The following is a 25,734-nucleotide window of genomic DNA, read 5'->3' as shown; positions in this document are numbered from 1 at the left end:
GGGCCGCCACGACTCCTGGCGCAGCCGTGGTGAGGGGCCGTAACGGACGGACGCGGGCGCGCGGCGGGCCAAACCGCGTGTGCGCGGGCGTTCCGCGCAGCCGGTGCACACTGCCGCGACTCACCGAGAGAACTTCACGGGCCGACCTGCTGCTCCCGCCCTGCCGGAGGCACTGTGGGGTCGAAGGTGTCACATCCGTTCGCCCCGCGTCGGGCAGCGCTCGAGGTTCGCGTACCAGACCGAGGCGGTCCTTGGCCGGCCCCGGGTGAGCGGTGTGGCCGCCCGTCCGGGGTTTCCGGGCCTTCCGGAGGGTGTGGGCGTGCTGGCGGGTTACTTGAGGTACGGGCCGGCGGAGCCGATCTTGCCCGGTGCCGTTGAGGACGTAGACGCGCATGTTGCCCTTGCCAGGGGCGGCGACGGACAGCCTGCCGCCGGTGACGACCTGGACGTCGCCGGTGACGGCGTCGGTGTAGGTGCCGTTGGGGATGGCGGTGTAGGTGGCGGCGTGGCTGGGGGCTTGACTGGATCAGCGGGTGGGGGAGGCTCGTCGCGCTGCTCCAGCTGATCGGCACCTTCGCGTTCTATATGGCCGGCAAGAACCCCCGCCAGGCGAGCACCGGCAGCTGCGGCACGCCGCCGCCGCGCTGGCGTCGCCAGCATGGCGGTGCCGCTGCTCGCTTCGGGGTGCTGCCGGTGGTGGGCCTGGCTGCTGCCGCTCGTGTGCTGGGGCTCCGCCTATGGCTTGGCCGGCGAAGCGAACGGGGACGACGCGAGGAAGGCGAGGGCATGAGCGGATACGACTCCCTGGGCCTGAGCGAGGAACACGGCCGCCGCGTCGACGCACTCCAACGCAGCCAGGACACCTTCGAACGCAACACCGGTGCCCGCACCGGCTCGGCGGACGCCGAACCGGCCACTGCCTGGCCTTCGGAGCCCTCGCCCGCAGCCCGGCCGGCTGCCACCGATCGGCCAAGCGCCACGGCCCGCGGCCCACGCGGGAACTCGGTGAGCCGCGACCGCGGCGCCCCGTCTGCGCGGTCCGGAGAGGGGGGCGGGGGAAGGGCGGCCTGATGCCGTGTTCCTCACGACAGGGGGCGGGCGGTGGCGCGAGAACCGCCGTCCGCTGCGCGGGTGCCGCCTGCGTGAGGGGGTGGTGGCCGAGCCAGGCCCTACGCGTTCAGCCCCTCGGGGGCGGTGTGACGGGCGCGCCGGACAGGCAGTTGTGCACCATGGACAGGAGTTCCTGGTCGGTGAGACCGAACTCGCGTGCCTGGGTGATGAGGCCCCGCACGGCCTCGGTGAGCCGGGCCCGGTCCGCGATGCCGGGTGCCGCGGTGATCACCGCGCCCCGGCCGCGGCGCAGCTCGATCAGGCCCTCGTCACGCAGTCGCTGGTAACCACGCAGAACGGTGTGCACGTTGACACCCAGCGACTCGGCGACCTCGCGAGCAGGCGGCAGTCGTTCACCCGGCGCCGCCGTGCCTTCGGCGATCGCACCTCGCACACAGGCGGCGATCTGCTCGCCCAACGGCACGGGAGAGCTCGCAAGTACCCGGAACAGCATTCCCGCTCACGCTCCTTCCGCGTGGCGGTGCACCAGACCGTTGAGCAGGGCGGCCGCGGTCGTGGAGTCATCGACGGTGATGACGTATACGCGTCCCCCCGCCGTGCGGACCGAGAGTGCCTCCCCGGAGCGCAGCACCACGCCCCGTCGGTTCGGGCGTACCCGGTAGCCCCAGCCGCCGAAGTCCCCCATGGCGTCGACCTGGACGCTGTCGGCGCTCACGATGGTGCCGAGCGGCACGGTGAGCCGGGGCCTGGGCACGACCGTGGAGGCGACAGTGAGACCATGCCGGTCGACGGTCACGCGGACGGCCGAGAACGGTGCGCACAGGAAGCCGAGGGCGAGCGGCAGCAGTCCCGCCTGCCAGGAGCCGAACATCAGCGCGAGCAGCCCGCCGAGTACGACGAAGCCGGCCGGAAACAGCACTGCGCGCGAGATGACGGTGCGGCTCCACGCCGCGGCTTCCCCCTCGGCCAGAACGAGCACGGGCGTCGGCCGCGCGGTCTCGCGCGGCGGGGCACCGCTCGTCAGCCACCAGGTCAGGGCCCCGGTGACCACGCCCGCGAGCAGGAGCACGGCCATATGCCACATCGGAAGGTGTACCGCGGAGGGGTCCTCGACGTCCGTGTTGGCGAGCACGGTGAGGACCAGCGGATAGCCGAGCGTGACCGCCGTGCCGGCGCCGACCGCGGCGGTCATCCGCGCCCCCGGGCTCTCCTTGGAGACCAGCGTCAGCACGGTGAACAACAGCCCGAGACCGGCGAGCAGGCCGGCGCCGGACCACAGTGCGGCGACCCGGCTCGTGAAACCGTCAGCCCCGCCATCCCCCGAGAAGTGGATGGCGATCCGCCCGGGCAGTCGGTCGTAGCTCAGCAGAAAGACACCGACGTAGACGGCGGTGGCAAGGCCGAACGGAACGGCTGTCGGGGCGCACCTGCGCATGGCTGTCACTGACTCCCCCTCATGTCATTGTTCGCATTCAAATAGAACAATAAGAGTCTACTCCTGTTCCTCTGCGCGCAACACCCTGATATCGAAGCCGCGTCAACGACAGGCGGCACCCCGAGACCGGTGCGGCCCGGAGGCAGCCGCCCGGGGACCGCGGCACGGTGGCTGCCTCGCCTGTACGGTCGGCAGGTCGTCATCAGGAGCGGCGGCGGCGCGGTGTCGGGAGCGGCAGCCGACGCTTGCGGAGAACCGTCGCGCAGGCTGCGGCGCGCACCGGGGGCGCGGCCGTACCGCCGGCGCGGTTGCCAGGGGGCAGGCGGCAGCGCTCGACGTCTGAGGGCGGACGGTTGCCGTGTCACGGCCTCCTCGACGCGAGCACCGGGGTGCCGGCGCAGCGCAGTCGGCTCATTGAGGTCCCGCACAGCCGCCCTGGGCGGCAGGTTGTGGCGCTTCGCAGTCGGCGGGATTGACGCGGGTCATGCGCTCGTCCGCCCTCTCGGCGCAGGCGACACTGGTTTGCGTGATTATCGAACACGCGTATGCCCACCTCCCTTCGTACCGCGAGGAGACCTGGCCTTGGTCTGTGCCCTGCGTCCGGCAGCTGCTCGACGAGGGGCTGCGGTTCACCGCGCCGGTGACCTTTCTGGTCGGTGAGAACGGTTCGGGAAAGTCGACCCTGGTCGAGGCGCTGGCGGAGGGGTTCGGCCTGGACTCCTACGGCGGCTCCCACGACTGGCGCTACGCTTCCCCGCGCGGCAAGTCGGCCCTCGGTGAGTGCATGAGATTCGACGCCGCCTCGGGGCGCGGGCGCCGCATGGTCACCAGCTGGTCGGCCCGCAAGGGATTCTTCCTGCGTGCCGAGACCGCGCTCGACGCCCTGGGCAGGGAGGGCTTCTCGCCGGACCATGTCAGCCATGGTGAGGGCTTTCTCGCGGCGTTCCGCGGCAAGTTCCTCCACCCCGGGCTCTATGTGCTCGACGAGCCGGAGGCCGCGCTCTCCTTCTCTTCGTGCCTCGAGCTGATCGGGCACATCGACCGGTTGGCCAGGGAGGGCGGCCAGGTCATCTGCGCCACGCACTCCCCGTTGCTGACCGCACTGCCGGGCGCCGAGATCATCGAGGTCGGTGAGCACGGTATGCGGCAGGTGGCCTGGCGGGAGCTCGGCATCGTGGATCACTGGCGCCGCTACCTCACCGACCCGCACGCCTATCTGCGGCACATCGTCGAACCCTAGGCGGGCGCCCTCAACCCTCGTCACACGGGCGACGGAGAATACCCCGGGTGGGGTGCGGCCTCGTCCCCGGCGATGTCGCACCCTCCCACGATGACGTGCCTCCCGGTCAGTGCGTCCACCGGGGAGTCCACTCAGCCCGGCACCGCGAGACCGATCCGGGCGGCCTCTGGCTCCTGCGAGTACGTCGCCCCCGAGCGCGTACCGGCACGCAGGCCCGGGCCCGAGTCGGACCTGTGGCCGCTGGACGTGATGCTCGAGCAGGACGTCGAGGGCGGCGGCTCACCCTGGTCACGACGCTGGTGCTCCAGTTCACCGGGGACGAGCTGCCGGACGGGTGGAAGCGGTACGACGCGTACCAGCTGGATCTCTCCGTGGCGCCGCCCGCGGACCGGAAGATCACCACCGAGGACGACCCGGTCCACCAGGCCGGGCCGTCCCCTCTACCGCGACCCGATACACCTCGCCCTCCGGTGACATGTTCATCCTGGTGGGGAGTTGAAGAACGTCACCGAGACCGCGGAACGTTGGGAGCACGAGTACACGGAGGCCAGCTCGCCGTGGCGGCCGCGCAGGCGGACAGCCATCAGGTCGGGGCGCCGCGCTCTTGGCCACCGTCCACAACGTCGACTCCGAGGGACGCCCCGCCGTCTGGACAAGGCCCTCGTGGTGGTCAGCTACCCCCACGATCGGCTCGCCCTCACGGTCTCCCTGCCTGCCGGGAAGCACGCGGAGAAGACGGCCGACGAGCTCCTCAGCGAGGCGCGGTCGGCATTCCAGCTCCGCGACCTGTGACAGCGGACCGGCGTGCCCGGCCCGGCTTCAGCCCGGGGTAGGAGCGCCCCGCATGAGAGGACGGGAGGCCCCCCGCTCGTCCACTGGGCGCGGGTGAGCGAGTCGACGCGACGAGCTGGGACGGCGCGGACGCGGACGTGCCGACGTGGTGGACGGCAGGGCCGGAGCGAGGGACGGGACGGGAACGCTTCGCGTGGGCCGGCCAGGCAGGGTCGCGTGTCGCGAGGAACGGCGATCGACCGGGATCCTCCGGCGGCTTCCGGGAAGGCTGTGAGGACCCGACCCCGCGTACCGTGAGGAAGGCCGATGACCCAGTACCCCCAGTTGCTGCACACCGTGCTCGACACGACCAGGCCCCGGGAGCTGGCCGAGTTCTACCGGCTCCTGCTCGGGCTGACGTACCGCCCCGGCGACGAACCGCCGGAGGACGGCACGCCCGACCGGCCCGAATGGCTCGTCCTGCGCACCTCCGACGGGACGAACCAGCTCGCCTTCCAGCGGGTCGAACGCCTGCCCCGGACGACGTGGCCCGCGCACGACGTCCCCATGCAGGCGCACCTCGACCTCACCGTCCCGGACTCGGCCGAGCTGACCAGGCAGCGGCGACGGGCGGAGGAACTGGGTGCGGAACTGCTGCTCGACCGGTACGACGACCCGGACGAGCCGCTCTACGTCTTCGCCGATCCGTCGGGTCACCCCTTCTGCATCTTCGTGCGGACGCCGGCCTGAAACCGGCGGCCGATCCGCTCCCCCAGTGATCAGGAGGCGGCGGCGCGCGGGGGCTCTCACAGGGAGCCCCACGTGGCGGCGTGCTCGACCAGGTGGCGTTGAAGGTGGTGCACGGCGGGCTGGACGGACCCGGAGCGGGTGACCAGGTACAGGGTGTTGAGCGGCGGCACGGGGCTGCGGTGGAGCTGCTCCAGCGAACCGGCGTGGAGGGCGGCTTCCACCAGGTAGCGGGGAAGGACCGAGATGCCCGTGTCGGCGGCCACCGCGGCCAGCACGGACCGCAGGTCGGGCACGACCAGGGCCACCGGGTTGGGCGGGCGGCGCCCGAACTCGCTACGCCAGTACCGGCGGATGATGGGCAGTTCCTCCGCGTAGGCGACCAGCGGCAGGTACGCGAGCGCGGCGACCGGGTCGTCCTTGAGGCGCTGCCGGTCAAGGGAGCGGGCCGCCGTTGGGGTGCCGACCAGGACGAACTCCTCGTCGATGTACGGCATCGCGGCCAGGCCGCGCATGGCCACCGGCGGCCGGACCGAGGAGACCACCAGGTCGAGCCGGCCCTCGGACAGGAGCGTGAGCAGGGGTTCGGCCTGGTCCAGCGTGAAGCGCAGGCGCAGGCCCTGGCGGGTCAGCCCGGCCACGGCGGGCAGAAGCCGGGCGGTCGTGAACTCGGCCGGCGCCCCGAGCCGCACGGTGGCCCGCAGGTCCGCCGCATCGCCGTCCCTGTCGAGAGCCTGCCGCAGACCGTCCAGGTGAGGACCCACGCGGCGGGCCAGTTCATGGGCCAGGTCGGTGGGGTGGGCTCCACCACGAGAGCGGATGAACAGCGGGCCGCCCATCTGCTGCTCGAGTCGCGCCAGTTGCCCACTGACAGCCGGCTGGGACACCCCCAGTGCCCCGGCGGCCCTCGTCAGCGATCCCCGGCGGTAGATCTCCAGGAAGGTGGCCAGCAGGTCCAGGTCCTTCACACCCTCCACATTACATAAGGAATCTTATGGCCCGGGGAGTGCTATACCCGATTCCACGATGCACGCTGGGGACGTCCCCCTCCGGACATCCCGTATGACTCGCGAAAAGGAACGTTTCCCATGGCGAAGATCCTGATGATCGTCTCGGCGGCCGACCGGCTGACGCTGGCGGACGGCTCCGACCACCCGACCGGCTACTGGGCCGAGGAGGTCGCCGCCTCGCACCGGGTGCTGGTCGAAGCCGGCCACAGCGTGGACATCGCCACCCCCGGTGGGGTCCGGCCCACCGTCGACGCCATCTCGCTCGACGAGCGTGGCGGTGTCGACCCCGCGGACGGCCTCGCCTTCGCGAGCTACCTCGCGTCCATCGAGCCGGACCTCGCGGCGCCGCTGGACCTGGCCACCGTGCGCGCCGCCGACTACGACGCCTTCTACCTGCCCGGCGGCCACGCTCCGATGGCCGACCTGGCCGACGACGCGCATCTCGGCGCGCTGCTCTCCGACGCGGACGCGAGCGGCCGCGTCGTCGCCGCGCTCTGCCACGGCGTCGCCGGGCTGCTCAGCGCCACCAAGGCCGACGGTGCGTTGCTCTTCGCCGGGCGCAGCCTGACCGGCTTCACCAACGAGGAGGAGAAGCAGGGCGGACTCGGTGAGCGGACCCCGTGGTTCGTGGAGAGCCGGCTCGCCGAGCGCGGCGCCGACGTCAAGGCCGGCGCCCCGTGGACCGACACGGTGATCGTCGACGGCAACCTGATCACCGGGCAGAACCCACAGTCCAGCGTGGCCACCGCCCAGCAGGTCGCCGCCGCCCTGTCGGTGTCGGCCGCCTGACCCCCGCCCGCCACGCCCGTCGAGCAGGGTGTCGCGGCGGGCGTGGCCGGCCGTGCTCCGCCCCCGCGCCCAGCGCGTCCGCCCGCGACGTGCGTCCGGCGGCGCGGGATCGGCGCCGGGCGTGCGGGGGCGCCCGCGCCGCGCCGGTCAGAGGGCGGCCACGGCCCCACTCCTGCCTCGCGCGGCTCGGCTCTTCTCCCGGCCCGTGGGCGGGTCAGCTCGGATCCGCGCCGAGCCGGGGCACGTGACAAGGGGGAAGGGAACGCCGGGTCCGGTACCCGACCTGGAGCGGTTGCGCCGGGCCGGGAGGGTACGGGAAGGCGTGGCGGTTTCGATCGCGCGATCGCTCGGCAACAAAGGAGCCGACGGCATCGGCGCGCACGCACGCACGCCCGCCGGCCGTGAGCCCGACGCGAGCCGAGACGGGACCGTACAGTGGGGAGCGGGACGCGTTCCCCGTCTCCCGGCCCCTCGCGCCACCCCTGCACCTCTCGCACCACCTGTACCGGAGCACTCATGGACGACCCGTCCACCGCCGCGGACGACGGTTCCGGCACGCTGTTCGGGCTCGACGCGCTCGGCGCCGGGTCCGCGGAGGACCACGGGGGCCCGGCCTTCCGGGACTCGGTCGCGGCCCGCCGACTGCTGCCGGTGCGGGAGATCCACGCCGAGCCCGCGGCGGCAGCCTCTCCGCGCGGCCGGCAGATCATCGCCCGGTTCCCGGAGGCCAGGGTGATCACGGTGGACTCGCACTGGCGCATCCCCGGACTGCACGGCAACGAGGGCAACGTCGAGCGCTGGGTCCGCGTGAAGGGGGAAACGCTGGTCCTGGGTGAGAGGAAGACGCTCACCGTCCGCCCCAACGGTCGGTCGGCGGACTGGATCGCCCCAGGCGCCTCCAACGGCTGCGCCATGGCCTGCGCCTACTGCTACGTGCCCCGGCGCAAGGGTTACGCCAATCCCATCACCGTCTTCACCAACGGTGACCGGATCATCGCCCACCTCGCCCGGCACATCCGGCGGCAGGGACCCAAGCCCGCGCCCAACCAGTGCGACGACGACGCATGGGTGTACGACATCGGCGAGAACGGCGACTGCTCGGTGGACGCGCTGATCTGCGACAACACCGCGGACCTCGTGCACGCCTTCCGGCAGTGGCCGATCGCGAAGGCGTCGTTCGCCACCAAGTTCGTCAATCCCGACCTTCTCGCCCTCGATCCGCGCGGCCGGACCCGCGTCCGCTTCTCCGTGATGCCCCCGGAGGACTCCCGGCTGCTGGACGTGCGCACATCGCCAGTCGCCGAGCGCATCCGCGCGGCCGCAGACTTCGTGGACGCCGGGTACGAGGTGCACTTCAACCTCTCCCCCGTGGTGATCCGTCCCGGCTGGCAGAAGGCGTGGGGGGACCTGCTGCGCCATCTGGACGACGTCCTTCCGGCCGGGGTGAAGCGTCAGGCCGCCGCCGAGGTGATCATGCTGACGCACAACCGTGAGCTGCACGAGGTCAATCTCGGTTGGCACCCCCGTGCCGAGGACGTCCTCTGGCAGCCGGAGCTCCAGCAGGCCAAGCGCTCCGAGAACGGCGCGGTCAACGTCCGCTACCGCAACCGGGTCAAGGCGGAGGCGCTGGAGACCCTGCGCGCCCTGGTCGGCCACCACGCGCCCTGGCTGCGCGTCCGGTACGCCTTCTGACCGGGGCGCGGGTGCCGGTGCGCGGCCCGCAGGTCGCTCCGGGAGTCCGCGTACCCGGTCTGGTCAGGGTCCCCGGTCGGGCTGGCCGGCGCATGTGTGAGGCCGTGTCCACCCTGTGCCCGGGGCTGTGGCGGCCGGGCGGCGGTAGGGGTGGGTGGGGTGGCCCGCTCGCTGTCAGGGGCCTTCGTGGGCCGGAGCCCGGCCGCCGAGGTCAGGCGACGAGGCCGAGTCGTGGGCCCCCGGTGGCGCAGGCGTACGAAGAGGGCCAGCACGCCGGTGGAGCCGCCGGCCCAGGTGGTGCTCGGGCGGGCCGGGCCGGTGTCGGGGAACACCGGTTTGGTCCAGGTGCCGCCGCTGCGGCTCAGGACGAGCAGGGCGAAGGTCTCGGCCGCGCCCCGGAACTCCTGCGATCTTGGAACCCGCGCGAGGTCGATCATCAGATCGCCCACTCCGGCGAGTCCGCAGCGCCGCGTGACGAGCGGCCTCCACGGTGCCAGCGCGACCCGGCACGCGTCGCCCTCTGGATCGGGCAGAGGTAGCCGGGTTCGCCGAGCAGTTCGGCGGCCCGGAGCAGGACCGTGCCGATGCCGGCGAGGCCGCGGCACCACGAGCCGTGGCGGCGGTCGCTGCCGACCGCGGCGCCGCGAGGGTGCCCGGCGTCACGGCGGCCGGACGTGCGGCGGCCTTCACCGGAGGTACGCCCCACCGCGCACGGCACACGGGGCGCGCCGCCCGGGCAGGGCGGGGCCGTGGAAGTCCCCCCCCGGTGCCGGTCGACACCCCGGCGGCCTCTCACGTCCGGAGGTAGGAGGCGCCGTTGAGATCCAGAACCGTGCCGGAGGACCACTCTGCGGCGGGGGACGCCAGCCACAGCACGGCCGCCGCGATCTCGGCTGGCTCGGCGACCCGGCCGAAGGGGCTCTGCGCCCGGATCGCCTCACCCTCCGGGCCCTCGAGGCGATCCGCAACCCGTTCCGTCGCGAAGAAGCCCGGAGCGACCGACGCGACGGCGATGCCGTACGGCGCGAGCGACACCGCGAGAGACTGGCCGAGGGCATGGACGGCCGCCTTCGTCGCCCCGTACGCCGGATGGTCCGGCTCACCGCGAAACGCGCCGCGCGAACCGATGTTGATGATCCGCCCGCCGTTCCCCTGCTCGATCATCCGGCGCGCCGCCAGGTGGCTCAGGTGAGCGGTGGCCAGCAGGTTCACGGACACGTGCCGCTCCCAGGCCGCCACCCACTCCTCGTAGGACGTCTCGGGCAACGGGTGAGGGCTGTTCACCGCCGCGTTGTTGACCAGGACGTCGATCCCGCCGAGCGCGTCGGCGGCCGTCTCGACCAGCCTCGCCGCGCCTGCCGGGTCGGCGAGGTCCTGCCCGATCCGTACATGCCCGGTGCCCGCGAGACTCTCGTACGTCCGGCGGGCCTCCTCCTCGCGCGAGGAGAAATGGACGGCGACCCGATCACCATGGGCGGCGAACGCCTCGGCTACCGCGCGTCCCAACCCGCGCGACGCCCCGCTCACAAGCACCCGACGACCCGACGCAGGAAACCCCACGGCCCCTCCTCCACCCAGACAACGCACATGATGACAACCGGACCACGACCCCACAGCATCCCTCAACACACCCGGGCACCGAGCCGTGCCACGAGCCTGCCGACCCGGCACTGCACAGCGCGCGCCTGCGGTGGGTGACGCACCGGGACTTCGGCGCGGCGCCGCGGTGTCACTCCGCCGTCGGCGTGCCGCGCATGCCGATGGAGACGCAGTCGTGCCGTCCCCAGGGTGTTGGGTGGGCAGTTGCGACGGCGACGCCCGCCGACGGCACGACGCGCGGGTAAGCCGTACCGCCCCATGGAGGCGCGTCGGGGCCGTAGCAACCGGACGCCCTCGTGTCGTACGGGGTCCATCCGGGTTCGCCCGCCAGGTCGGACCGCCCAGGGTCGTCGGGCGTGATGACGACTTGCTGGTACAGACCGACACGGCGCTGGACGACTGACGCGGTAGCGCGGTGTCTGGGGTCCGGGGCGACCGGTTTCGACGGCGCCCGTCCGGCCAGCGCGCCGAGCGACTCATCCCGGGGGCCGCACGTCACGGGTGACACCGGCACAGGGGCGGCGCCGTGTGAGCCGTGCGCGCCCTTGGCTGGTCGTCTGGCAATTCCGCGGCGCCGGTGTCAGGGCGAAAGGACGGTGCTGGTCCCATGCGCGACCAGACCCCGCAGTCGTCCCCGATCGGACCCCAGGTCGCCACGTCGAAGTCGACTTCGTCACGCCGCGTGCGATGGCGTCGCTTCCCCTCGGACAAGTACGCACCGGACGTACCGGCGGTCAAGATGCTGTATGGGGACGGAACTTGGGGGTATCCGGGTGGCGGGCCGGACCCTTCTCCGGCCGCTCTCACTGATCGTCCCGAAGGAGTGGCACATGAGCACGCAGTACGGCAGTCAGCCCACAGGCCAGCAGCACGCGTCGACCAGCAACGTGCTCAGCATCATCGCCATCGTGCTCGGTGCGGTCGCCCTGCTCTTCCTGCCGATCGTGTTCGGCGCCATCGGCCTGGTACTGGCCATCGTCGCCAAGACCGTCCGGCGCGAGCGCCTCTCCACGGTCGCCCTCGTGGTGAGCGCCGTTGGCCTGGTCGGCGGCATGATCCTCGGCGCCCTGGTCGCCGGCGCCTGAACAGGGCCCGCGCCTCGATCCCGACGACGCCCCACGCCCGTGCCGCCTTTGCGAGGGCTGCGGCCACGGGCGCGGGCGAAGCCCCGGCACTGACGCCCGCGTCCGGTTGTGCGGCGGGCGCCGCCCCAGCGCGCAGGCGGCGTCCCCGCCTCAGCGGACCGTTCGACGCCGTGGACGCGGACGGTGCCCTGGCGAGGTGAGACCGGACGACAACGACGCGTAAGACGACCGTCTTCCCAGTCGGCCGCCTCGTCGTCGTTGCGGGGCGAGCGCTGCCGCGCTACGGCTGGGCATGCTGCTCGCCGTCCGGACGACACCGGACGACCTATCGCTTCACGCGACCACGCCGGTCGCGGGCATCTTCGGCGTCCACGGGTCGGCGGGACCGCCGGTCCTGTGGCACAGGGCCGATCTACTGGCGCCGCGGGTCGTGCACCGGCGGAGGGCGGGCCGAACCCTTCGAGCCGGGTGCCCAGGAGGTCGACGGGGGATGAACGGGGGCTGGGCCGCCACTCCTCGAGGCGCTGGGGCGATGCCCTGGACGGTGGAGCGGCGCTCTAGGAGGACCCGGGCAGCAGAGGACGCATGAACGTGCGCTCATAGCGCAGTACGCAACCGCTCTCGTCCCTGATGCGGTCGGCGTCGATGAACTCGGGTTCCCTGCCGAACAGCGCTCGATACTCCTCGTACGCGGCGAGGCTGGGAAAGCTGAACAGGGCGAACGCCTTGTCGCTGGCGCCCTCGGCGGGCAGGAAGTAGCCGTGGTGGGTGCCACCGTGCCGGTCGACCAGGTCCATCCACCGGCGCCCGAATTCCTCGAACGCCTCGATCTTCGCCGGATCGATCACGTACTCCACCACGCAGGTAATCATGCTCCGAGGCTAACGCGGTCCTACGCGCCCACCAGGGCGGTGGAGAACCCGTAGCGGAGTCGCCGCGGCTCCGCGGGTCCGCGGCACCCATCGCGCGGAGCCCGAGGAGGCGTCACCTCCGGCCCCGCATGTGCCGCGCCGCGGCCGGGGCGGGTCGCGCGCGGGCCATGCACCGCCGGGCCCGCTACCGGGCGGGCGTGGCTGGTCGGCGGCGCCGCGATCGACGGTCACGAGCAGGACGGGCCGAAGCCGCGCCCACGGCCCGGCCGCCTCCTGCCCCGCCAGGCGGTCCGTCAACCCATGCGGCCCACCGCGTCGCGCAGGCGCCGCAGTTCGCGCAAGCGCCGTTCGTACGTCGCGCCCACCATCAGCAGCAGCAGTCCGGCCAGCGCAGGCGGCAGCCAGCGTGGCAGTACGCCCACCACCTGTGCCACGTACGGCGCCAGTTCGTGCGCCGCCACCAGCAGCAGGACGCCGCCGCCCAGCAGCAGAGGCGCCTGCAGTCGCATGTGTGCCCCGCCCAGCGTGACCGCCAGCGCCGCCGCGCCCAGCAGCAGCGGCCGCAACGAGCCCGCGTCGCCCCACACCGCGCAGAGGCTCGGCAGCAGGCCCGCGCCGAGTCCCGGCCCGTAGGCGGCCCACGACCCCGTACCGGCGTCCCGCTTCCTGCGCAGCGCGCCCACCACGAGGGCAGGCAGCGCCACCGGCAGCGCGTACACCTCCGGAACCGTCACGTCCCACAGCGCGAGCCGCACCCACGCCGCCGCCACGAGCAGCGCCGCGGCCAGCGGTCCCGCCACCCGCAGGCGCTCCGGGCGCAGCGCCGTCCCCGCCGCGATCACGCCCGCCAGCCCCAGCGCCAGTGCCAGCACCCCCGGCCGCCCCGCCGCGAGCGCCACCGCAACCGCGCCCACAGCCGCGCCGGCCCCTTCCAGCGGTACCGCCGCCGCGTTGTGCCGCAGCCGGGCGCCGAGGCCGGCCGTCGCGGCGGGCACGGCCAGGAGCACCACCCCCACCCAGTGCGCCGGCCACCCCGCGGCCGCCCCGGCCGCGCCCGTGAACCCGGCGGCCGCCGCCACCGCCCCGCACGCCGACGCGGCCCGCAGCCACGGCCGCGACCCGGCGGCCACGGAGGCCCCCGCCCACAGCAGGGCCAGCGATGCCAGCACCACGAGCGTCGCCGCCCGCGTCGACAGCCCGGCTATCGCCACCCCGGCCGCCGCCACCACCGCGCACCCGAACCCGGAAGCCGCCGCGGCGTTCACACCCGGCGTCGCGCCAGCCAGCCCGGCGACCACGCGTGTGGGGCGTACCGCCACTCCCAGCAGTGCCGCCACCACGAGCAGGTGCGCCGCGAGCATGGTTCCGTGGGGCAGTCCCGCCGCCACCGGCACCGTCCACATCGCCAGCGCCCCCAGCCCCAGGGCCCCGCACCGTGCGGCGACCCGCACGCCCGGCCCCCCGGCGCCAACGGGTACCGCCGCCCCGGCCGCCAGGACACCGCCCACCAGCGTCACCGTCACCACAGCCGGCCACACCAGCGCCGCAGCCACAACCGAGCCCGCCGGTACCGCACCCGACCACACGTCGGGCACCAGCCACACCTGGACCCACGTCAGCAGCGGAACGGCCAGCAGCAGGCCCACCCCCATGACCGCGTCCGACGCCCACACCAGTCCGCGCCGCACCGCGTCCGGCACCCGCACCGCCGACGCCACGGCCACCACGAGCACTGGCAGCGCCGCGCATGCCACGTACCCCGGCAACGCCCACGCCCCGGGCGACACCGCACGCAGCAGTCCGCCCCCGGCCGCCGCCCAGGCCGCCGCCGCCACCATCGCGCACGCCACCGCCCCGGCACCCGCGACCCGCCACGCGACGGCCGCCCCGAGCACCGCACCCGCGAGAAGCAGGAGGGCGGGCTCCACGCCGCCGCGCAGCGATGCCTCGAAGGCGGTGAGCAACGCATACCCGGCCGTCGCCCCGGCCGCCGACCACGCGGTGGCCCGCACCGAGGCCGAGCGGGTCCGGAGCGCCAGCAGCGCGTCCCCGGCGCCCGTCGCCAGCAGCGCCCACGCCGCGGTCCGCGCGTCGCCGCCGAAGGCGACCACCGCGAGGACCAGGGGGAACTGCCCCAGCACCACGGCCGCGGGCAGCGGCGCGCGCAGTCTGGGGAACGCCAGCCCGTACCCCGTCCACAGCGCAGCCAGCAGTGCCGCGGCCGACGCCGTGTACCCGGACGCGCCCCATGCCCACGGACCGGCGAGCAGGTACAGCGCCCACGCGTCCAGCACGGTCAACGCCAGCGCCAGTGCCGCCACCGTTTCCGCCGTCGCCGTCAGACCGCGCCGCAGCAGCACCGCGGGTACGACGAGGGCCACCGCCGTCACCGCGCTGAGCGCCGCGGTGCGGCCGCCGATCCCGAGCGCTCCCCAACTGAGCAGCGTGAACGCCAGCGCCGCGATCGCCAGCAGCGCCCCGCCCAGCGTCAGCAGCACCGTCCGCACGCCCCACGCGGACGCCTCGCCGTCCGGCCTGGCCCACGCGGGGGCACCGCCGGCAGTCGCACCCGCGGCGCCGGCAGGCCGCACGGCCCGCGCCCGCAGCACGTCCAGCAGCCACGCACGGCGCGCCAGGAGCATCGCCCGGCGCGTGTCCAGTTGAGCCAGTTCACGATCGATGAGCACCAGCTCCTGGGCCGGCGACGGAATGCTGTCCATGCCGGGCAGTGTCGGAGCCGACACGGCCTCGCCGGATGCGCGCGGGTACTCAGACCCGGCTGAGTAGCCGGGTCGGCCGATGCCCTGAGCCGTCCGGCGACGGCCCACCGCCACAGCCGCCCGCCGCGGCTCGGGTGATGGGTGCGGCGTGCTCCGCCCGGGCGGTTCCTGCGGCGAGCAGACGTCGCTCGCCGCAGGAACCGCGCCGCGGAGCGCTCGCAGGCGCCGACGAACAGGCCGCCCGGCCGCCGAGGCTGATCACGCCGGTACGGTGATCCGGCCTGACTCCTCCAGGTCGGGGACGAGAAGCGTCTCCGCGTCGCGCGAGGGGCATTGGGGCGGCTCGGGCCACTGGGGCCGGTGCGGTTCGCCGCCCCGGGGTGGTCCGCATCTTGCGCTCAGGTTCAGTGGGGTGTGCGGCCCGCCAGACGAGGACACCGTTCCCGAACCGGGGCCGGGGAGCGAAGACGCGGCGATCCCACTACGCCGACCGCCACCCCGGACCTCCTCCCGGCGGCAGCTTCGAAGTCTGCAGGACACCCGACAGGGAGTCGACGTGGCATTCCGCCACCGATGCGGTGAATGCGGCTTCGCCACCCGCGGGAACACCCGATGGGAGTCCGCGCGCCGGTCCGCCTCCCGGGGTCTCGCAGCCGCCTGCGGCCGAGGTTCTGTACCTTGCCCGCGAGCAGTGCCTGGTTGAACGTGGGGAGGCCCTTCAGGGTCGAGATGATCGCGCCGGCGCTGCTGTAGAGGGACGGGGCGTAGGTGAGGGCCGGCGTCCAGAAGTAGAGGCTTCCGATCCGTACGCCGTGGTAGCCGTTGGCCGCCAGGGCGGGCAGGCTCGGTCGCCGGGGGCGGGGAAGACGGTGCGGCTCAGGCCGAGCGGTTCGATGACGCGGTCCGTGACCGCCTGGTGCACCGGCTTCCGCGTCACCTTCTCGATGAGCATGCCGAGGACCAGGTAGTTGGTGTTGGAGTACGTGAGGCCGGCGCCGGGAGCGGAGACGGGTGGGCGGCTCAGGCCCTTGCGCACCGATTCGGCGGACGTCGAAGTGCTCGGTCCGCCCGCGCGGCCGTCGAGGCGGCCACCCACACGTGACCGCCCTCCCCTCCCTCTACCCCACCACCGGCTGAACGGCAGCCGCTGAGCCAGGCCCCTACCGCGACGGCGGGGCGGAATCCGGGGTACGCAGCCCCACCGCGCTGTGCTGGATCACACCGGCGGGCGCTTCCGCCGCGCCGTGACCGCGGCGCGTCACCTCCACCAGCTTCGCGCGGAGAGCGGACGCGGGTTCCCCGAGCACGATGGCGCTGAGCACCAGCTCCAGCATCACGCAGTCGTACGCGTCGTCCGTACCCCGGTAACGCGTGGGGTCACGCTCCACCACGGCGTCGGCGATATGCCATCCACCGCCATCGGCCGGTGCGAAGGTCGCCGCGTAGATGCCCTGGCCCTTCCAGCTGCGGTGCACGTGGACGACGCGCCCCTCGGTGAAGACGTGCCACTTCTCGTCCATGTCCCGCGCGGCGTAACCACGCTGGATCCGCTCCCAGTCGTCGTCGGACCACGCACGCTCGGGCAGGAGCGGCATCGGCTGAGGAGCGGACATGGGGCGGATACGGTCGGCGAAGGCGGCGCGGGTCACACGCGCGTCGGGCGTCATCCCACGATCATACGAACGGGCCTCGCGCGAACCCACGCCCGTGCCCGCACCCGGGTCCCACCTCCTCGGTCCAGCCGTCCCGCCCGCCGCCCCGCGCCCCGCGCCCCGCCCCCCGCGCCCCGCGCCCCGCGCCCCGCGCCCCGCGCCCCGCGCCCCGCGCCCCGCGCCCCGGGAAGTCGTACACCGCGAAATCCGTGACCGGGCGGTAGCCGACGCGCCGGTAGAGGCCGTTGCTCGTCGGGGTGGCCACGTCCGCGAACAGCAGGACCTCCGCCGCACCCGCGGCCAGCGCGGCCCTGCTGACCTCGGCCGTCACGGCGCCCGCGTAGCCGTGGCCGCGCAGATGTGCCGGGGTGTAGACGGGCGCCACCCGGACCTGTCCCGCGACCATCGGGCTCACGCCCGCCATGGAGAGAGGGGTGCCGTCCGGGGTCTCCCAGAACGTGGCGCGCCCCGAGGCGATGCGTGCGTCGGCCCAGGAGCCGGGGTCCATGGGCGTGGACGATCCGATGGCGGCGGCGAACTCGCCGTGCCAGGCCATCAGCCGGTCGCGGTCCCGCTCGCCCGCCACGCGGCTGCGGCCCTCCGGGAGCGGCTCGGGCGGGGTGAGCGTGCCCAGGCGGCAGAGGCGTTGGCGCTTGTGGAGCGTGGGCGTGACGCCGGTGTGCCGCTGCCAGGCGGCGGCGAAGGCCGTGGCGGTGTCGTGCGCGGCGATGACACCGGGAAGGGGGTGGCCGAGCCCGGCCGGGCGGGCGGCGAGCGCGTCGGCGTCCTCGGGATCAGGGGCGTGACGTTCGGGCGGCGGGGCGGGGTGCGGAAGAACGCCGCCCGTACCTCGCCGGTCCGTTCGAGCCACCCGAGCACGGGGGCTTCGGCGCCGTACGCGTCGAGGCCCCGCGTGCGCTCGGTCACCGTCAACGGGACGGTGTGCGGGGCGGGGCGCGAGCGCGGGAAACCACCCGCCCGGCCGAGGAAGTCGTCGAGGTCTCCGGTGACATGCCAGCCGTCTGCACGCATGGCTCATGTCCCGCGTGCGGCCGGTGGGCGCCCGTGGATTTCCCTTTCGGGGCGGGCGCCGGGAGGTGTCTCGGGCCCGCGGCGCGACCGGCGTGTGCCTGCACCGCCTACGGGGTGCCGTAGGAGAACCTGTACCCGGCGAAGTCGGCGACGTGGACGTACCCGATGCGCTGGTAGAGGGCGTTGCTGGTCGGGTTGGCCGGGTCCGTGAACAGGACGACGTCCCTCGCCCCCACGGCCAGCGCGGCCCGGCTCACCTCGGCCGTCACGGCCCCCGCGTACCCGCGGCCCCGGAGGTGGGCGGGGGTGTAGACGGGGTCCACCCGGACCATGCCGCCGATGACCGAGGTCGCGGCCGCCATCGAGACGGGCGTGCCGTCCGGGGTCTCCCAGAACGTGAAGTGCCGGTCACCGAAACGCGAGTCGCTCCAGGCTCCGGCGTCGATCAGGTCGATGGAGGACTGCTCCCCGACGGTGACGCAGAACTCGCGGCACCAGCGCACCACGTGTTCCCGGTCCTCACCGCCCCTGGGGCGAGCGTGGCCCTCCGGGCGCGGCCGCGGCGCGGTGAGCGTGCCGAGACGGTAGAGGTGAGTCCGCCAGAAGAGCTCCGGTGTGGCGTCCGTGTGCCGCCGCTGTGACCGGGCGAAGGCTCCGGCGGTGTCGTGGTCCGCGATGACGTGGGAGGGAAGGCGGCCGAGGCCCGTCAGAAGAGCGGCGAGCGCGTCGGTCTGCTCGGCGGGCAGCGGGGTGAGACCCAGGCGGCCACGCGGCGTGAGATAGAAGACCGCGCGGACCTCGCCTCCCGACTCCAGCCGCCCGAACACGGCGGCCGCGCCGTCCTGTCCGGTCTCGGGGCGCGTTCGCAGTCTCTCGATGTCCGTCAGCGGTGTGTTGTGCAGGGCGGGGCGCGAGCGCAAAAAGTCCCCGGCCCGGGCGAGGAAGTCGTCGAGGTCTCCGGTGACATGCCAGTCATGTGAACGCATGTCTCATGTTGCCGCGTGCGGTCGGCGGGGCGCCCGCGGTTTTCCGGGGTGGGGGCGGGGCGGACGGGCGTCGTACGGAGGATCGGCTGTGCTCATCGCGATGAGCCCCGCGCCCCGCACCGTGATCGTCACGGTGCGGGGCGCGAACCGGGACCGGCTGCTGGAGCAGGTCTAGGAGGGCACGGCCGCACGGTGGAGGCGCTGGAGCTGGGAGTCGGTGAGCCGGAGGTCGGCCGCAGCGAGGTTCTCCTCCAGGTGGATCAGCGAGGCGGTTCCCGGGATCGGCAGGACGACCGGGGAACGGGCGAGCAGCCACGCGAGCAGGACCTGGGGCGTGGTGGCGCCGAGTTCGGTGGCGACAGCCGCGACCGTGTCGAGCGCGGCGCCCTGGCCCGCGTCGGCTGCCGCGGCGACGGGCCGCCAGGGAAGGAAGGCGATACCGGCGGCCTCGCACGCCTCCAGAACCGGCTCGTACTCCCGGTCGAAGAGGTTGTAGCGGTTCTGCACGCTGGCGATCCCGGCGGTCCGGCGGGCCTCGGCGAGCTGCGCCGTGGTGACCTCGGACAGGCCGATGTGCCCGATCTTCCCTTCCCGTTGGAGGTCGCGGAGCGCGCCCACCTGTTCGGCGACCGGAACCTTCGGGTCGATCCGGTGCAGCTGGAGCAGGCCGACGCGCTCGGTCCTGAGCCGGCGCAGGCCCTGCTCGACCTGCTCGCGCAGGCTCTCCGGCCGTCCGTCGTACGCCCAGCCCTCCGGCCCGGACCGGGTGACACCGACCTTGGTGGTGATCAGCAAGTCGTCGGGGTACGGGAACAGGGCCTCGGCGAGGAGTTCCTCGTTGGCGCCCCAGCCGTACAAGTGGGCGGTGTCGATCAAGGTGACGCCCAGGTCGACGGCGCGCCGGGCCACCGCGATGGCGGCTTCCCGTTCGGGGCCGGGGCCGGTGGGCAGGCGCATGGCACCGAACCCGAGCCGGGTCACCGGGAGTTCCCCTCCGATGGAGAACCTGCCCGTGGGGCCAGGAGTGTTCGTCGTGCTCGAAGTCATCGGTTTCCCCCTCACCGGCCCGACCCTACCCGGGGCCGTCCCGGTAACCCGGCCCTCCCGGGTCTGCGCTCGCTTCGCGTGCGCCTGATCGTCGGCCGGGCGGAAGTGCCGTGACCCCGACGGCACTTGAGGTGCGCGTCAGGCAGGGGTGGGGGCGGGTGTGTGGTCCGTGCCGGGCCGCGGGCGTGAGCGGAAGGTGCGCCGATAGGTGTCCGGCGGCACGCCGACGGTGCGGTTGAAGTGGCGGCGCAGGGTCGCGGCGGTACCCATGCCGGTGGCCTCCGCGATGGCGTCCACGCTGCCGTCGGTGGTCTCCAGCAGCTCCTGGGCGCGGCGGATGCGCTGGGTCAGCAGCCACTGGAGCGGGGTCGTACCGGTCGCCGCGCGGAAGCGGCGGCCCAGGTGGCGCGAGCTCATCCGCGCCTGACGCGCCAGGTCGTTCACGGTCAGCGGCTGGTCGAGGCGTTCGAGCGCCCAGGGCAGCAGGGCGGCGAGCGGGTGGTCGGTCCGGTCCGGTACGGGTGCGGCGACGAACTGGGCCTGGCCGCCCTCGCGATGGGGCGGTACGACCAGGCGGCGGGCGGCGGCGTTGGCGACCGACGAGCCGTGGTCGAGGCGTACGAGGTGCAGGCACAGGTCCAGCGCGGCGGCCTTCCCCGCGGAGGTGAGCACGCTGCCGTTGTCCACGTACAGCACGTCCGGATCGACCTCGACGCGGGGATAGCGCGCGGCGAGGGTCCCGGTGTGCGCCCAGTGCGTGGTGGCGCGGGCCCCGTCCAGCAGCCCGGCCGCGGCGAGGACGAAGGCGCCGGTGCAGAGGGAGGCCACGCGGGCGCCCGCCTCGTGTGCCGCCCGCACCGCTTGGAGCAGTTCGGCGGGCGGGTCCTCGTCGATGTCCGCCCAGCCGGGGACGATCACGGTGTCGGCGCTCGTGAGCCGGTCCAGCCCGTGGTCGGGCTCCAGCCGGAACCGCCCGACCCGCACGGCGGCCGGCCCGCAGACGGCCAGGTCGTACCACGCGACCGGCACGCCGGCCGGGGCGGAGGCGAACACCTCGTACGCCACGGACAGTTCGAAGTGCAGCATCCCGTCGGTGACGGCCAGCGCGACAGATCCCATGTCCGTAATTGTACGGGGCATGTCGTTCCGGACACTCGCGGCGGGGGTGCGCGCCCGCGAGGATTGCCGCAGTCGGTCAGTCGAGTGCGGGGAGAGATCATGGAGTCGGGGCAGCGGGTCGTGGTGTTCGGCGCGTACGGGCACACGGGCCGGTTCGTGGTGGCCGCGCTGCGGGAGCGCGGGTTCGTACCGGTGCTTGCGGGCCGCGATCCCGGCAGACTGCGGGCGCTGGCGGAGTCCGAGGGCGGACTCGACGCCCGGCCCGCTTCGGCGGACGACGCGGCGTCACTCGACCGGGCGCTGGCGGGGACGGCGGCCGTCATCAACTGCGCGGGGCCCTTCGCCACGACCGCGGCCCCCGTGATCGAGGCGGCTCTGCGCGCCGGGATCCCGTACGTGGACGTGGCGGCCGAGATCGAGGCCAACGCCGACACGTTCGCGCACTTCACCGACCGCGCCCGCGCCGCGGGGGCGGTGATCGTCCCCGCGATGGCCTTCTACGGGGGCCTCGGCGACCTGCTGGTCACGGCGGCGATGGGCGACTGGGCGGAGGCCGACGAGGCGCACATCGCGTACGGGCTGAGCAGCTGGCACCCCACCGCCGGGACGCGCGCCGCGGGCGGCGTCTCCCATGAGCGGCGGGGCGGCCGCCGCGTCCGCTACACGAAGGGGCGGCTCGAGTACCACGACGACGCCCTGCCGACGCTTCAGTGGCCGTTCCCCGAGCCGATGGGCAGCAGGGCCGTCATCGGCGAGTTCACCATGGCCGACGCCGTCACCGTCCCGAGCCACCTGGCCATCCCGGAGGTCCGTACGTACATGACGCGGGAGGCCGCCCGGGACCTGGCCTCCCCCGACACCCCGGCCCCGGCCCCCGCCGACGAGCGGGGGCGGTCCGAGCAGACGTTCCTCGTCGACGTCGTCGTACGGTCCGGGGCCGGTGAACGGCGCGCGGTGGCGCGGGGCCGGGACATCTACGCCGTCAGCGCGCCGCTCGCGGTGGAGGCCGTCCACCGCGTCCTCACGGGCCGGACCCGGACGGTCGGTGTCGCCTCCGCGGGCCGGGTCTTCGACGCCGCCGACTTCCTGCGCTCCCTGTCCGCGGGCGGGCACCTCTCGGTCGAGCTGCTCCCGTAGACGGGGTGCGTCCGTGGCGGGGCGGGTGGGCCGCGGGTCCCGCTTCGGCGGCGGGCGGGGGTGTCGGTGGGCCCGGCTGTGGATGGGGCGGGTGGTGTCGGGGCAGGGCGTGTGGTGCGTGTGTGCGCCGGCGGTACGGGCGGGCCAGGTGCGCGCGATCAGTCCACCGCGGCGAGGCGGACGAACCCGGCGATGCGCGGGGAGAACGTGACCGGGCACTGCTCGCCGAGCCCCGCGCGCACGCCCGCCACCACGTCGGCGTCCGGCTCTCCGAACACCTCGAAGCGCTCCACGCGGCAGTGCGCCATCACGTCCTGGATGTACGGGTCCGCGATCTTCCAGTGGGTGCGGACGGCGTCGGAGTCCCGGTACAGCTGGAAGCTGTGCGCGAGCATCCGCTCCTCGTCCACGAACGTCTGCACCATCAGCTGCGGCCCGTGCTGCCGCGCGAACTCCACCGCCCGGCTGATGGCCTCGCGGAAGCCCTCCAGGTGGCCGTCGGTGATCCGCATGGTGTTGCGGAACAGAAGGAACGTGTCGTCGTGTGTGCTCTGTGCGCTCATGACCCAACGGTGCTACCTCAACCGCACTTGGGGTCAAGTGCGGCTCGCTCGGCCCGCCGAGCCGTCCCGCACGACGGCGCGTCAGGCCGGTTCGCGACGCGCGGGGTCGAGGCGTCCGGTCACCTTGCGTCGGCGGTCGGGCGGGACGAGGCCGAGGAGGAGTACCTGCCACATCTCCTCGACCCGCTGGTCCAGATCGCTCCGGCCGGACAGGACCGACGAGACCATCTGGATTCCGGCGAGGCTGGAGATCACCAGGTACGCCACCACCTGGGGGGAGACCGTCGGCAAGACGTCGCCGTCCGCGACGGCCCTGCGGAAGAGGTCTTCGCACGCGTCGATCCACACCCGGTACGCGAGGGGGAGGTCGCCCGTGTAGGTGAGCTCCATCAGCAGCCGTGTCCCGGCACGGACGACGGGATCCTTGTCGATCATCCGTGCCGTCGTCCTGGAGATCTCCACTATCTGTTCGAGCGCGCTCGTGTCGCCTCGGGTGACCGATTCCACGACGGCGGTCATCCGGCTGTTGTGCTCGTTGATGACCGCGGTGGCGAGCGCGTCCTTGGTCGGGAAGTGGAAGTGCAGCGCACCTCGCGTGGTCCCGGCCCGCTCGACGATCCGGCCGAGGCTCGCCCCGGCGAACCCCTCGGTGTCGAACACGGCCGCGGCGCTCTCGACGATGTGCTGCCGGGTCGCGATCGCCCGTTCCTGCTGGACTTCTCTCATCCGTTGGGCCCTCCCAACGGGGGCGACTGTCATGGTCATCGCCCCAACCTATCGGGCGATGACGCCTCGGCTCACAGCGCGCGGCAGGGAGGAGCGGGAGGGCGCCGCCACGCGCCGGACTCGTGGGGACGGCGGTGCTCCTCTCGACCCTGTACGTGCCATACGCCAGGCTCCGCGCCGCCCGCCGGGCGGTGGTCCGGCGGCGGTGGTTCGGCGGGCGGCGCCACTCAGCGGACCGCGGCGGGCGCGGCCAGGCGCCAGCCCTGTGCGCGGCGCCGTTCGCGCCAGAAGTGGGCGCACCGGCCGTTCCGGGCCATCAGGTCGGTGTGGTCGCCCTCCTCCACGACGCGGCCCTCGTCCAGCACCACGATGTGGTCCGCCCCGCGCAGGGTGTTCAGCCGGTGCGCGATCACCAGGACGGTGCGGTTGCGCGCCAGGGCCGACATCGCCTGCTGGAGGGCGTGTTCGTTCTCGGCGTCCAGGGCGGCGGTCGCCTCGTCGAACAGCACGATCGGGGTGTCCTTGAGCAGGGCCCGCGCGATCGAGACGCGCCGCCGCTCGCCGCCGGAGAGCCGGTTGCCGCCCTCGCCGACCGGTGCGTCCCAGCCGCCCGGCAGCCGGTCGGCGATCTGGTCCACGCGTGCCGTGCGGGCGGCGGCGTACACCTCCTCGTCGGTGGCGTCGGGCCTGCCGAGCCGCACGTTCTCCAGGATCGTCCCGTCGAAGAGGTGGACGTCCTGGAAGACCACCGAGATGACGGACGTTAGGTCCTCGGTGCGCATCTCGCGGACGTCCACACCGCCGACGCGCACGGTGCCCGCGTCCGGGTCGAAGAACCGCGCGATCAGCCTGATCACGGTCGTTTTTCCGGCGCCGGACGGGCCGACCAGCGCGGTCATGCGGCCCTGCGGCACGCGCATCGTCAGCCCGTCCAGGACCGGCGAGCCGTGGTAGCCGAAGCGCACGCCGTCGAGTTCGATGTGGGCGCCGTCCGCCCGCCGCGGCGTCCTCGGCTCGGGCAGCGTCTCCGTGTCGAGCAGTTCGTTGATCTCGGTGAGGGCGTTCTCGGCGACGCGGATCGCACCGCCCAGTTCGGAGGTGAGCAGGACCGGCTCGACGAACCGGGCCGCGAGGACCAGCAGCGCGATCAGTTCGGCGGTCTCCAGGGACCCGCCGAGCGCCGGGTTGGTCCCCACGGCGAGCAGCACGACGAACGACGCCTGCGCGATGAAGGCGAGCCCTACGAGGCCGGGCATGCCGACGCGCAGCATCCGGCGGCCGGCCGTGTGCTGGGCGACGAGCGCCTCGTCGAGCGCGGTGTGCCCCTGAGCCGTACGTCCGAACGCGCGCAGCACCGCTCACCGCCGCGTAGCCGAGCCACAGCACCGCGAGGGTGACGACCCACGGCCAGGCGCGCTCCGGGGCGTCGCCGAGCAGCGCGCGCAGGGCGGGCACGAGCATGACGAACGCCACGCCCTGGAGGACCGCCGCAACGGTGAACCAGGCGAGCAGCCTGCGCAGGGCGCGGTCGTGCTCCGGGCCGAGCGCGGTGAACAGTCGGCGGATCATCGCCCCTCCTCCTTCGCCGAGCCGGTCCCGGCGCACACGTCCTGGTCGTCGGTGACCTGGTACTCGGTGTCCTCGCCGTGGGTGTCCCGGCCGTCGGTGGCCTGGTACCCGGCAGTCTGGTACCCGGTGTCCGCGGAGTCCGCGCGCTCCTGGAGGTGCCACAGGCTCGCGTACCGGCCGCGAGCGGCGAGGAGTTCCTCGTGGGTGCCCTGCTCGGCGATCCGGCCCTGTTCGAGCACCACGATGCGGTCGGCGCCGGCCACGGAGGCGAGCCGGTGCGCGACGACGAGCACGGTCCGCCCCGCGCCCGGCTCCGACAGGGCGTCCTGGATCAGCGCCTCGGATTCGGGGTCGGCGTGGGCGGTCGCCTCGTCGAGCACGACGACCGGGGTGTGCGCGAGGATGGCCTGGGCGATGGACATCCGCTGTGCCTCGCCGCCGGAGAAGCGGGCCTCCGTGCCGACCATCGAGTCGTAGCCGCGGGGCAGCGCCGCGATGCGGTCGCGGATGGCCGCCGCCCGGGCTGCGCGGCGCACCGTCTCCTCGTCCGCGTCGGGGCGGGCGAGGCGGATGTTGTCCCGTACGGTCGCGTCGAGCAGCCCTACGTCCTGGAGGACGAACGACACCAGCCGGTACAGCTGGTCCTGGGCGATGTCGCGCAGGTCGACGCCGCCGATCGTCACGGTCCCGGCGGTCGGGTCGAAGAACCGCGGCAGCAGTTTCGCGAGCGTCGTCTTGGCGGAACCGGACGTCCCCACGAGGGCCGTCACGCTGCCGGGTTCGAGCACCAGGTCGATGCCGCTGAGGACGGGGCGGTCCGTGTCGTAGGCGGAACTCCACACCGGACAGCTCCACCCGAGCGCCGCCGTCGG

At 73.8% G+C, this 25,734-nt stretch carries 22 protein-coding genes and 1 pseudogene; 7 read left to right on the top strand and 16 right to left on the bottom strand.

The window, feature by feature from the left end; genetic code table 11:
* Positions 1 to 1,177: 1,177 nt before the first annotated feature.
* A complete protein-coding gene (locus J116_RS27890) occupies positions 1,178 to 1,564 on the bottom strand; it encodes a GntR family transcriptional regulator (protein ID WP_023590384.1) in 387 nt (128 codons plus the stop codon).
* A gap of 6 nt (positions 1,565 to 1,570) precedes the next feature.
* Positions 1,571 to 2,506 (bottom strand): DUF1648 domain-containing protein, encoded by a 936-nt coding sequence (locus tag J116_RS27885; protein ID WP_023590383.1) that lies wholly within the window; start codon positions 2,504 to 2,506, stop codon positions 1,571 to 1,573.
* A 526-nt stretch (positions 2,507 to 3,032) separates the two neighbouring features.
* Here J116_RS27885 and J116_RS27880 point away from each other — a divergent pair.
* The 3 genes from J116_RS27880 (at position 3,033) to J116_RS27870 (ending at position 5,267) form a co-directional block, all read left to right on the top strand.
* On the top strand, positions 3,033 to 3,746 hold the full coding sequence (locus J116_RS27880) for an AAA family ATPase (RefSeq protein WP_028964622.1): 714 nt from the start codon (positions 3,033 to 3,035) through the stop codon (positions 3,744 to 3,746).
* 663 nt (positions 3,747 to 4,409) lie between these two features.
* On the top strand, positions 4,410 to 4,538 hold the full coding sequence (locus J116_RS31325) for a hypothetical protein (protein ID WP_023590380.1): 129 nt from the start codon (positions 4,410 to 4,412) through the stop codon (positions 4,536 to 4,538).
* 306 nt (positions 4,539 to 4,844) lie between these two features.
* Positions 4,845 to 5,267 carry a VOC family protein gene (locus J116_RS27870; RefSeq protein WP_023590379.1) on the top strand — a complete coding sequence of 141 codons (423 nt, stop codon included), beginning with the start codon at positions 4,845 to 4,847 and terminating at the stop codon, positions 5,265 to 5,267.
* Between the two features lie 56 nt (positions 5,268 to 5,323).
* Here the strand turns inward: J116_RS27870 and J116_RS27865 are convergent, their stop codons facing one another.
* A complete protein-coding gene (locus J116_RS27865) occupies positions 5,324 to 6,232 on the bottom strand; it encodes a LysR family transcriptional regulator (RefSeq protein ID WP_023590378.1) in 909 nt (302 codons plus the stop codon).
* Between the two features lie 120 nt (positions 6,233 to 6,352).
* Here J116_RS27865 and J116_RS27860 point away from each other — a divergent pair, with 120 nt between their 5' ends.
* Both J116_RS27860 and J116_RS27855 read left to right on the top strand, forming a co-directional pair.
* Positions 6,353 to 7,063, top strand: a complete 711-nt coding sequence (locus J116_RS27860; RefSeq protein ID WP_023590377.1) for a type 1 glutamine amidotransferase domain-containing protein — start codon at positions 6,353 to 6,355, stop codon at positions 7,061 to 7,063.
* Between the two features lie 516 nt (positions 7,064 to 7,579).
* Positions 7,580 to 8,755 (top strand): spore photoproduct lyase family protein, encoded by a 1,176-nt coding sequence (locus tag J116_RS27855; protein WP_023590376.1) that lies wholly within the window; start codon positions 7,580 to 7,582, stop codon positions 8,753 to 8,755.
* A gap of 792 nt (positions 8,756 to 9,547) precedes the next feature.
* Here the strand turns inward: J116_RS27855 and J116_RS27840 are convergent.
* On the bottom strand, positions 9,548 to 10,315 hold the full coding sequence (locus J116_RS27840; protein WP_023590373.1) for an SDR family NAD(P)-dependent oxidoreductase: 768 nt from the start codon (positions 10,313 to 10,315) through the stop codon (positions 9,548 to 9,550).
* A gap of 869 nt (positions 10,316 to 11,184) precedes the next feature.
* Between J116_RS27840 and J116_RS27835 the strand changes: the two genes are divergently transcribed.
* On the top strand, positions 11,185 to 11,439 hold the full coding sequence (locus tag J116_RS27835) for a hypothetical protein (protein WP_028964618.1): 255 nt from the start codon (positions 11,185 to 11,187) through the stop codon (positions 11,437 to 11,439).
* 557 nt (positions 11,440 to 11,996) lie between these two features.
* On the opposite strand, the gene J116_RS27830 is transcribed toward J116_RS27835, so the two are convergent.
* From J116_RS27830 to J116_RS27800, 8 genes and pseudogenes are all read right to left on the bottom strand, one after another.
* Positions 11,997 to 12,311 (bottom strand): NIPSNAP family protein, encoded by a 315-nt coding sequence (locus J116_RS27830; protein ID WP_028964617.1) that lies wholly within the window; start codon positions 12,309 to 12,311, stop codon positions 11,997 to 11,999.
* A 293-nt stretch (positions 12,312 to 12,604) separates the two neighbouring features.
* Positions 12,605 to 15,031, bottom strand: a complete 2,427-nt coding sequence (locus J116_RS27825; protein WP_023590370.1) for an SCO7613 C-terminal domain-containing membrane protein — start codon at positions 15,029 to 15,031, stop codon at positions 12,605 to 12,607.
* Between the two features lie 718 nt (positions 15,032 to 15,749).
* The gene (locus J116_RS28945) at positions 15,750 to 16,127 is read right to left on the bottom strand and encodes a serine hydrolase (RefSeq protein WP_161492132.1); all 378 of its coding nucleotides are present in this window, start codon (positions 16,125 to 16,127) and stop codon (positions 15,750 to 15,752) included.
* 64 nt (positions 16,128 to 16,191) lie between these two features.
* Positions 16,192 to 16,626, bottom strand: a complete 435-nt coding sequence (locus J116_RS27820) for a hypothetical protein (RefSeq protein ID WP_037948528.1) — start codon at positions 16,624 to 16,626, stop codon at positions 16,192 to 16,194.
* Between the two features lie 244 nt (positions 16,627 to 16,870).
* Positions 16,871 to 17,715: pseudogene (locus J116_RS27815) on the bottom strand (GNAT family N-acetyltransferase); the annotation flags it as partial.
* A gap of 107 nt (positions 17,716 to 17,822) precedes the next feature.
* On the bottom strand, positions 17,823 to 18,701 hold the full coding sequence (locus tag J116_RS27810) for a GNAT family N-acetyltransferase (RefSeq protein ID WP_023590365.1): 879 nt from the start codon (positions 18,699 to 18,701) through the stop codon (positions 17,823 to 17,825).
* Positions 18,702 to 18,872: 171 nt separating this feature from the next.
* Complete coding sequence (locus J116_RS27805; RefSeq protein ID WP_023590364.1) at positions 18,873 to 19,748, bottom strand: aldo/keto reductase; 876 nt, start codon at positions 19,746 to 19,748, stop codon at positions 18,873 to 18,875.
* Between the two features lie 138 nt (positions 19,749 to 19,886).
* Complete coding sequence (locus tag J116_RS27800; RefSeq protein ID WP_037947034.1) at positions 19,887 to 20,867, bottom strand: helix-turn-helix domain-containing protein; 981 nt, start codon at positions 20,865 to 20,867, stop codon at positions 19,887 to 19,889.
* Positions 20,868 to 20,966: 99 nt separating this feature from the next.
* Between J116_RS27800 and J116_RS27795 the strand changes: the two genes are divergently transcribed.
* Positions 20,967 to 22,004: a saccharopine dehydrogenase family protein gene (locus J116_RS27795; protein ID WP_023590362.1), complete on the top strand. Its 1,038-nt coding sequence runs from the start codon at positions 20,967 to 20,969 to the stop codon at positions 22,002 to 22,004.
* Positions 22,005 to 22,162: 158 nt separating this feature from the next.
* Here J116_RS27795 and J116_RS27790 read toward each other — a convergent pair whose 3' ends face one another.
* From J116_RS27790 to J116_RS27775, 4 genes are all read right to left on the bottom strand, one after another.
* Positions 22,163 to 22,567 (bottom strand): hypothetical protein, encoded by a 405-nt coding sequence (locus tag J116_RS27790; RefSeq protein ID WP_023590361.1) that lies wholly within the window; start codon positions 22,565 to 22,567, stop codon positions 22,163 to 22,165.
* 81 nt (positions 22,568 to 22,648) lie between these two features.
* Entirely contained in the window at positions 22,649 to 23,293 is a 645-nt protein-coding gene (locus tag J116_RS27785; RefSeq protein ID WP_023590360.1) for a ScbR family autoregulator-binding transcription factor, read from the bottom strand.
* 227 nt (positions 23,294 to 23,520) lie between these two features.
* Complete coding sequence (locus tag J116_RS27780) at positions 23,521 to 24,648, bottom strand: ABC transporter ATP-binding protein (RefSeq protein ID WP_051203654.1); 1,128 nt, start codon at positions 24,646 to 24,648, stop codon at positions 23,521 to 23,523.
* 210 nt (positions 24,649 to 24,858) lie between these two features.
* Complete coding sequence (locus J116_RS27775) at positions 24,859 to 25,704, bottom strand: ABC transporter ATP-binding protein (protein ID WP_051203652.1); 846 nt, start codon at positions 25,702 to 25,704, stop codon at positions 24,859 to 24,861.
* Between the last annotated feature and the right edge of the window lie 30 nt (positions 25,705 to 25,734).

The organism is Streptomyces thermolilacinus SPC6 (genome assembly GCF_000478605.2).
Lineage (GTDB): Bacteria > Actinomycetota > Actinomycetes > Streptomycetales > Streptomycetaceae > Streptomyces > Streptomyces thermolilacinus.
This window is presented reverse-complemented; position numbering and strand designations above follow the sequence as displayed.

Bases quoted from the DNA above. Each gene is read 5' to 3' on its own strand.
- J116_RS27890 (WP_023590384.1), bottom strand. From the start codon at position 1,564: ATGCTGTTCCGGGTACTTGCGAGCTCTCCCGTGCCGTTGGGCGAGCAG.
- J116_RS27885 (WP_023590383.1), bottom strand. From the start codon at position 2,506: ATGCGCAGGTGCGCCCCGACAGCCGTTCCGTTCGGCCTTGCCACCGCC.
- J116_RS27870 (WP_023590379.1), top strand. From the start codon at position 4,845: ATGACCCAGTACCCCCAGTTGCTGCACACCGTGCTCGACACGACCAGG.
- J116_RS27860 (WP_023590377.1), top strand. From the start codon at position 6,353: ATGGCGAAGATCCTGATGATCGTCTCGGCGGCCGACCGGCTGACGCTG.
- J116_RS27855 (WP_023590376.1), top strand. From the start codon at position 7,580: ATGGACGACCCGTCCACCGCCGCGGACGACGGTTCCGGCACGCTGTTC.
- J116_RS27835 (WP_028964618.1), top strand. From the start codon at position 11,185: ATGAGCACGCAGTACGGCAGTCAGCCCACAGGCCAGCAGCACGCGTCG.
- J116_RS27830 (WP_028964617.1), bottom strand. From the start codon at position 12,311: ATGATTACCTGCGTGGTGGAGTACGTGATCGATCCGGCGAAGATCGAG.
- J116_RS27825 (WP_023590370.1), bottom strand. From the start codon at position 15,031: ATGGACAGCATTCCGTCGCCGGCCCAGGAGCTGGTGCTCATCGATCGT.
- J116_RS27820 (WP_037948528.1), bottom strand. From the start codon at position 16,626: ATGCCGCTCCTGCCCGAGCGTGCGTGGTCCGACGACGACTGGGAGCGG.
- J116_RS27810 (WP_023590365.1), bottom strand. From the start codon at position 18,701: ATGCGTTCACATGACTGGCATGTCACCGGAGACCTCGACGACTTCCTC.
- J116_RS27805 (WP_023590364.1), bottom strand. From the start codon at position 19,748: ATGACTTCGAGCACGACGAACACTCCTGGCCCCACGGGCAGGTTCTCC.
- J116_RS27800 (WP_037947034.1), bottom strand. From the start codon at position 20,867: ATGGGATCTGTCGCGCTGGCCGTCACCGACGGGATGCTGCACTTCGAA.
- J116_RS27795 (WP_023590362.1), top strand. From the start codon at position 20,967: ATGGAGTCGGGGCAGCGGGTCGTGGTGTTCGGCGCGTACGGGCACACG.
- J116_RS27790 (WP_023590361.1), bottom strand. From the start codon at position 22,567: ATGAGCGCACAGAGCACACACGACGACACGTTCCTTCTGTTCCGCAAC.
- J116_RS27785 (WP_023590360.1), bottom strand. From the start codon at position 23,293: ATGAGAGAAGTCCAGCAGGAACGGGCGATCGCGACCCGGCAGCACATC.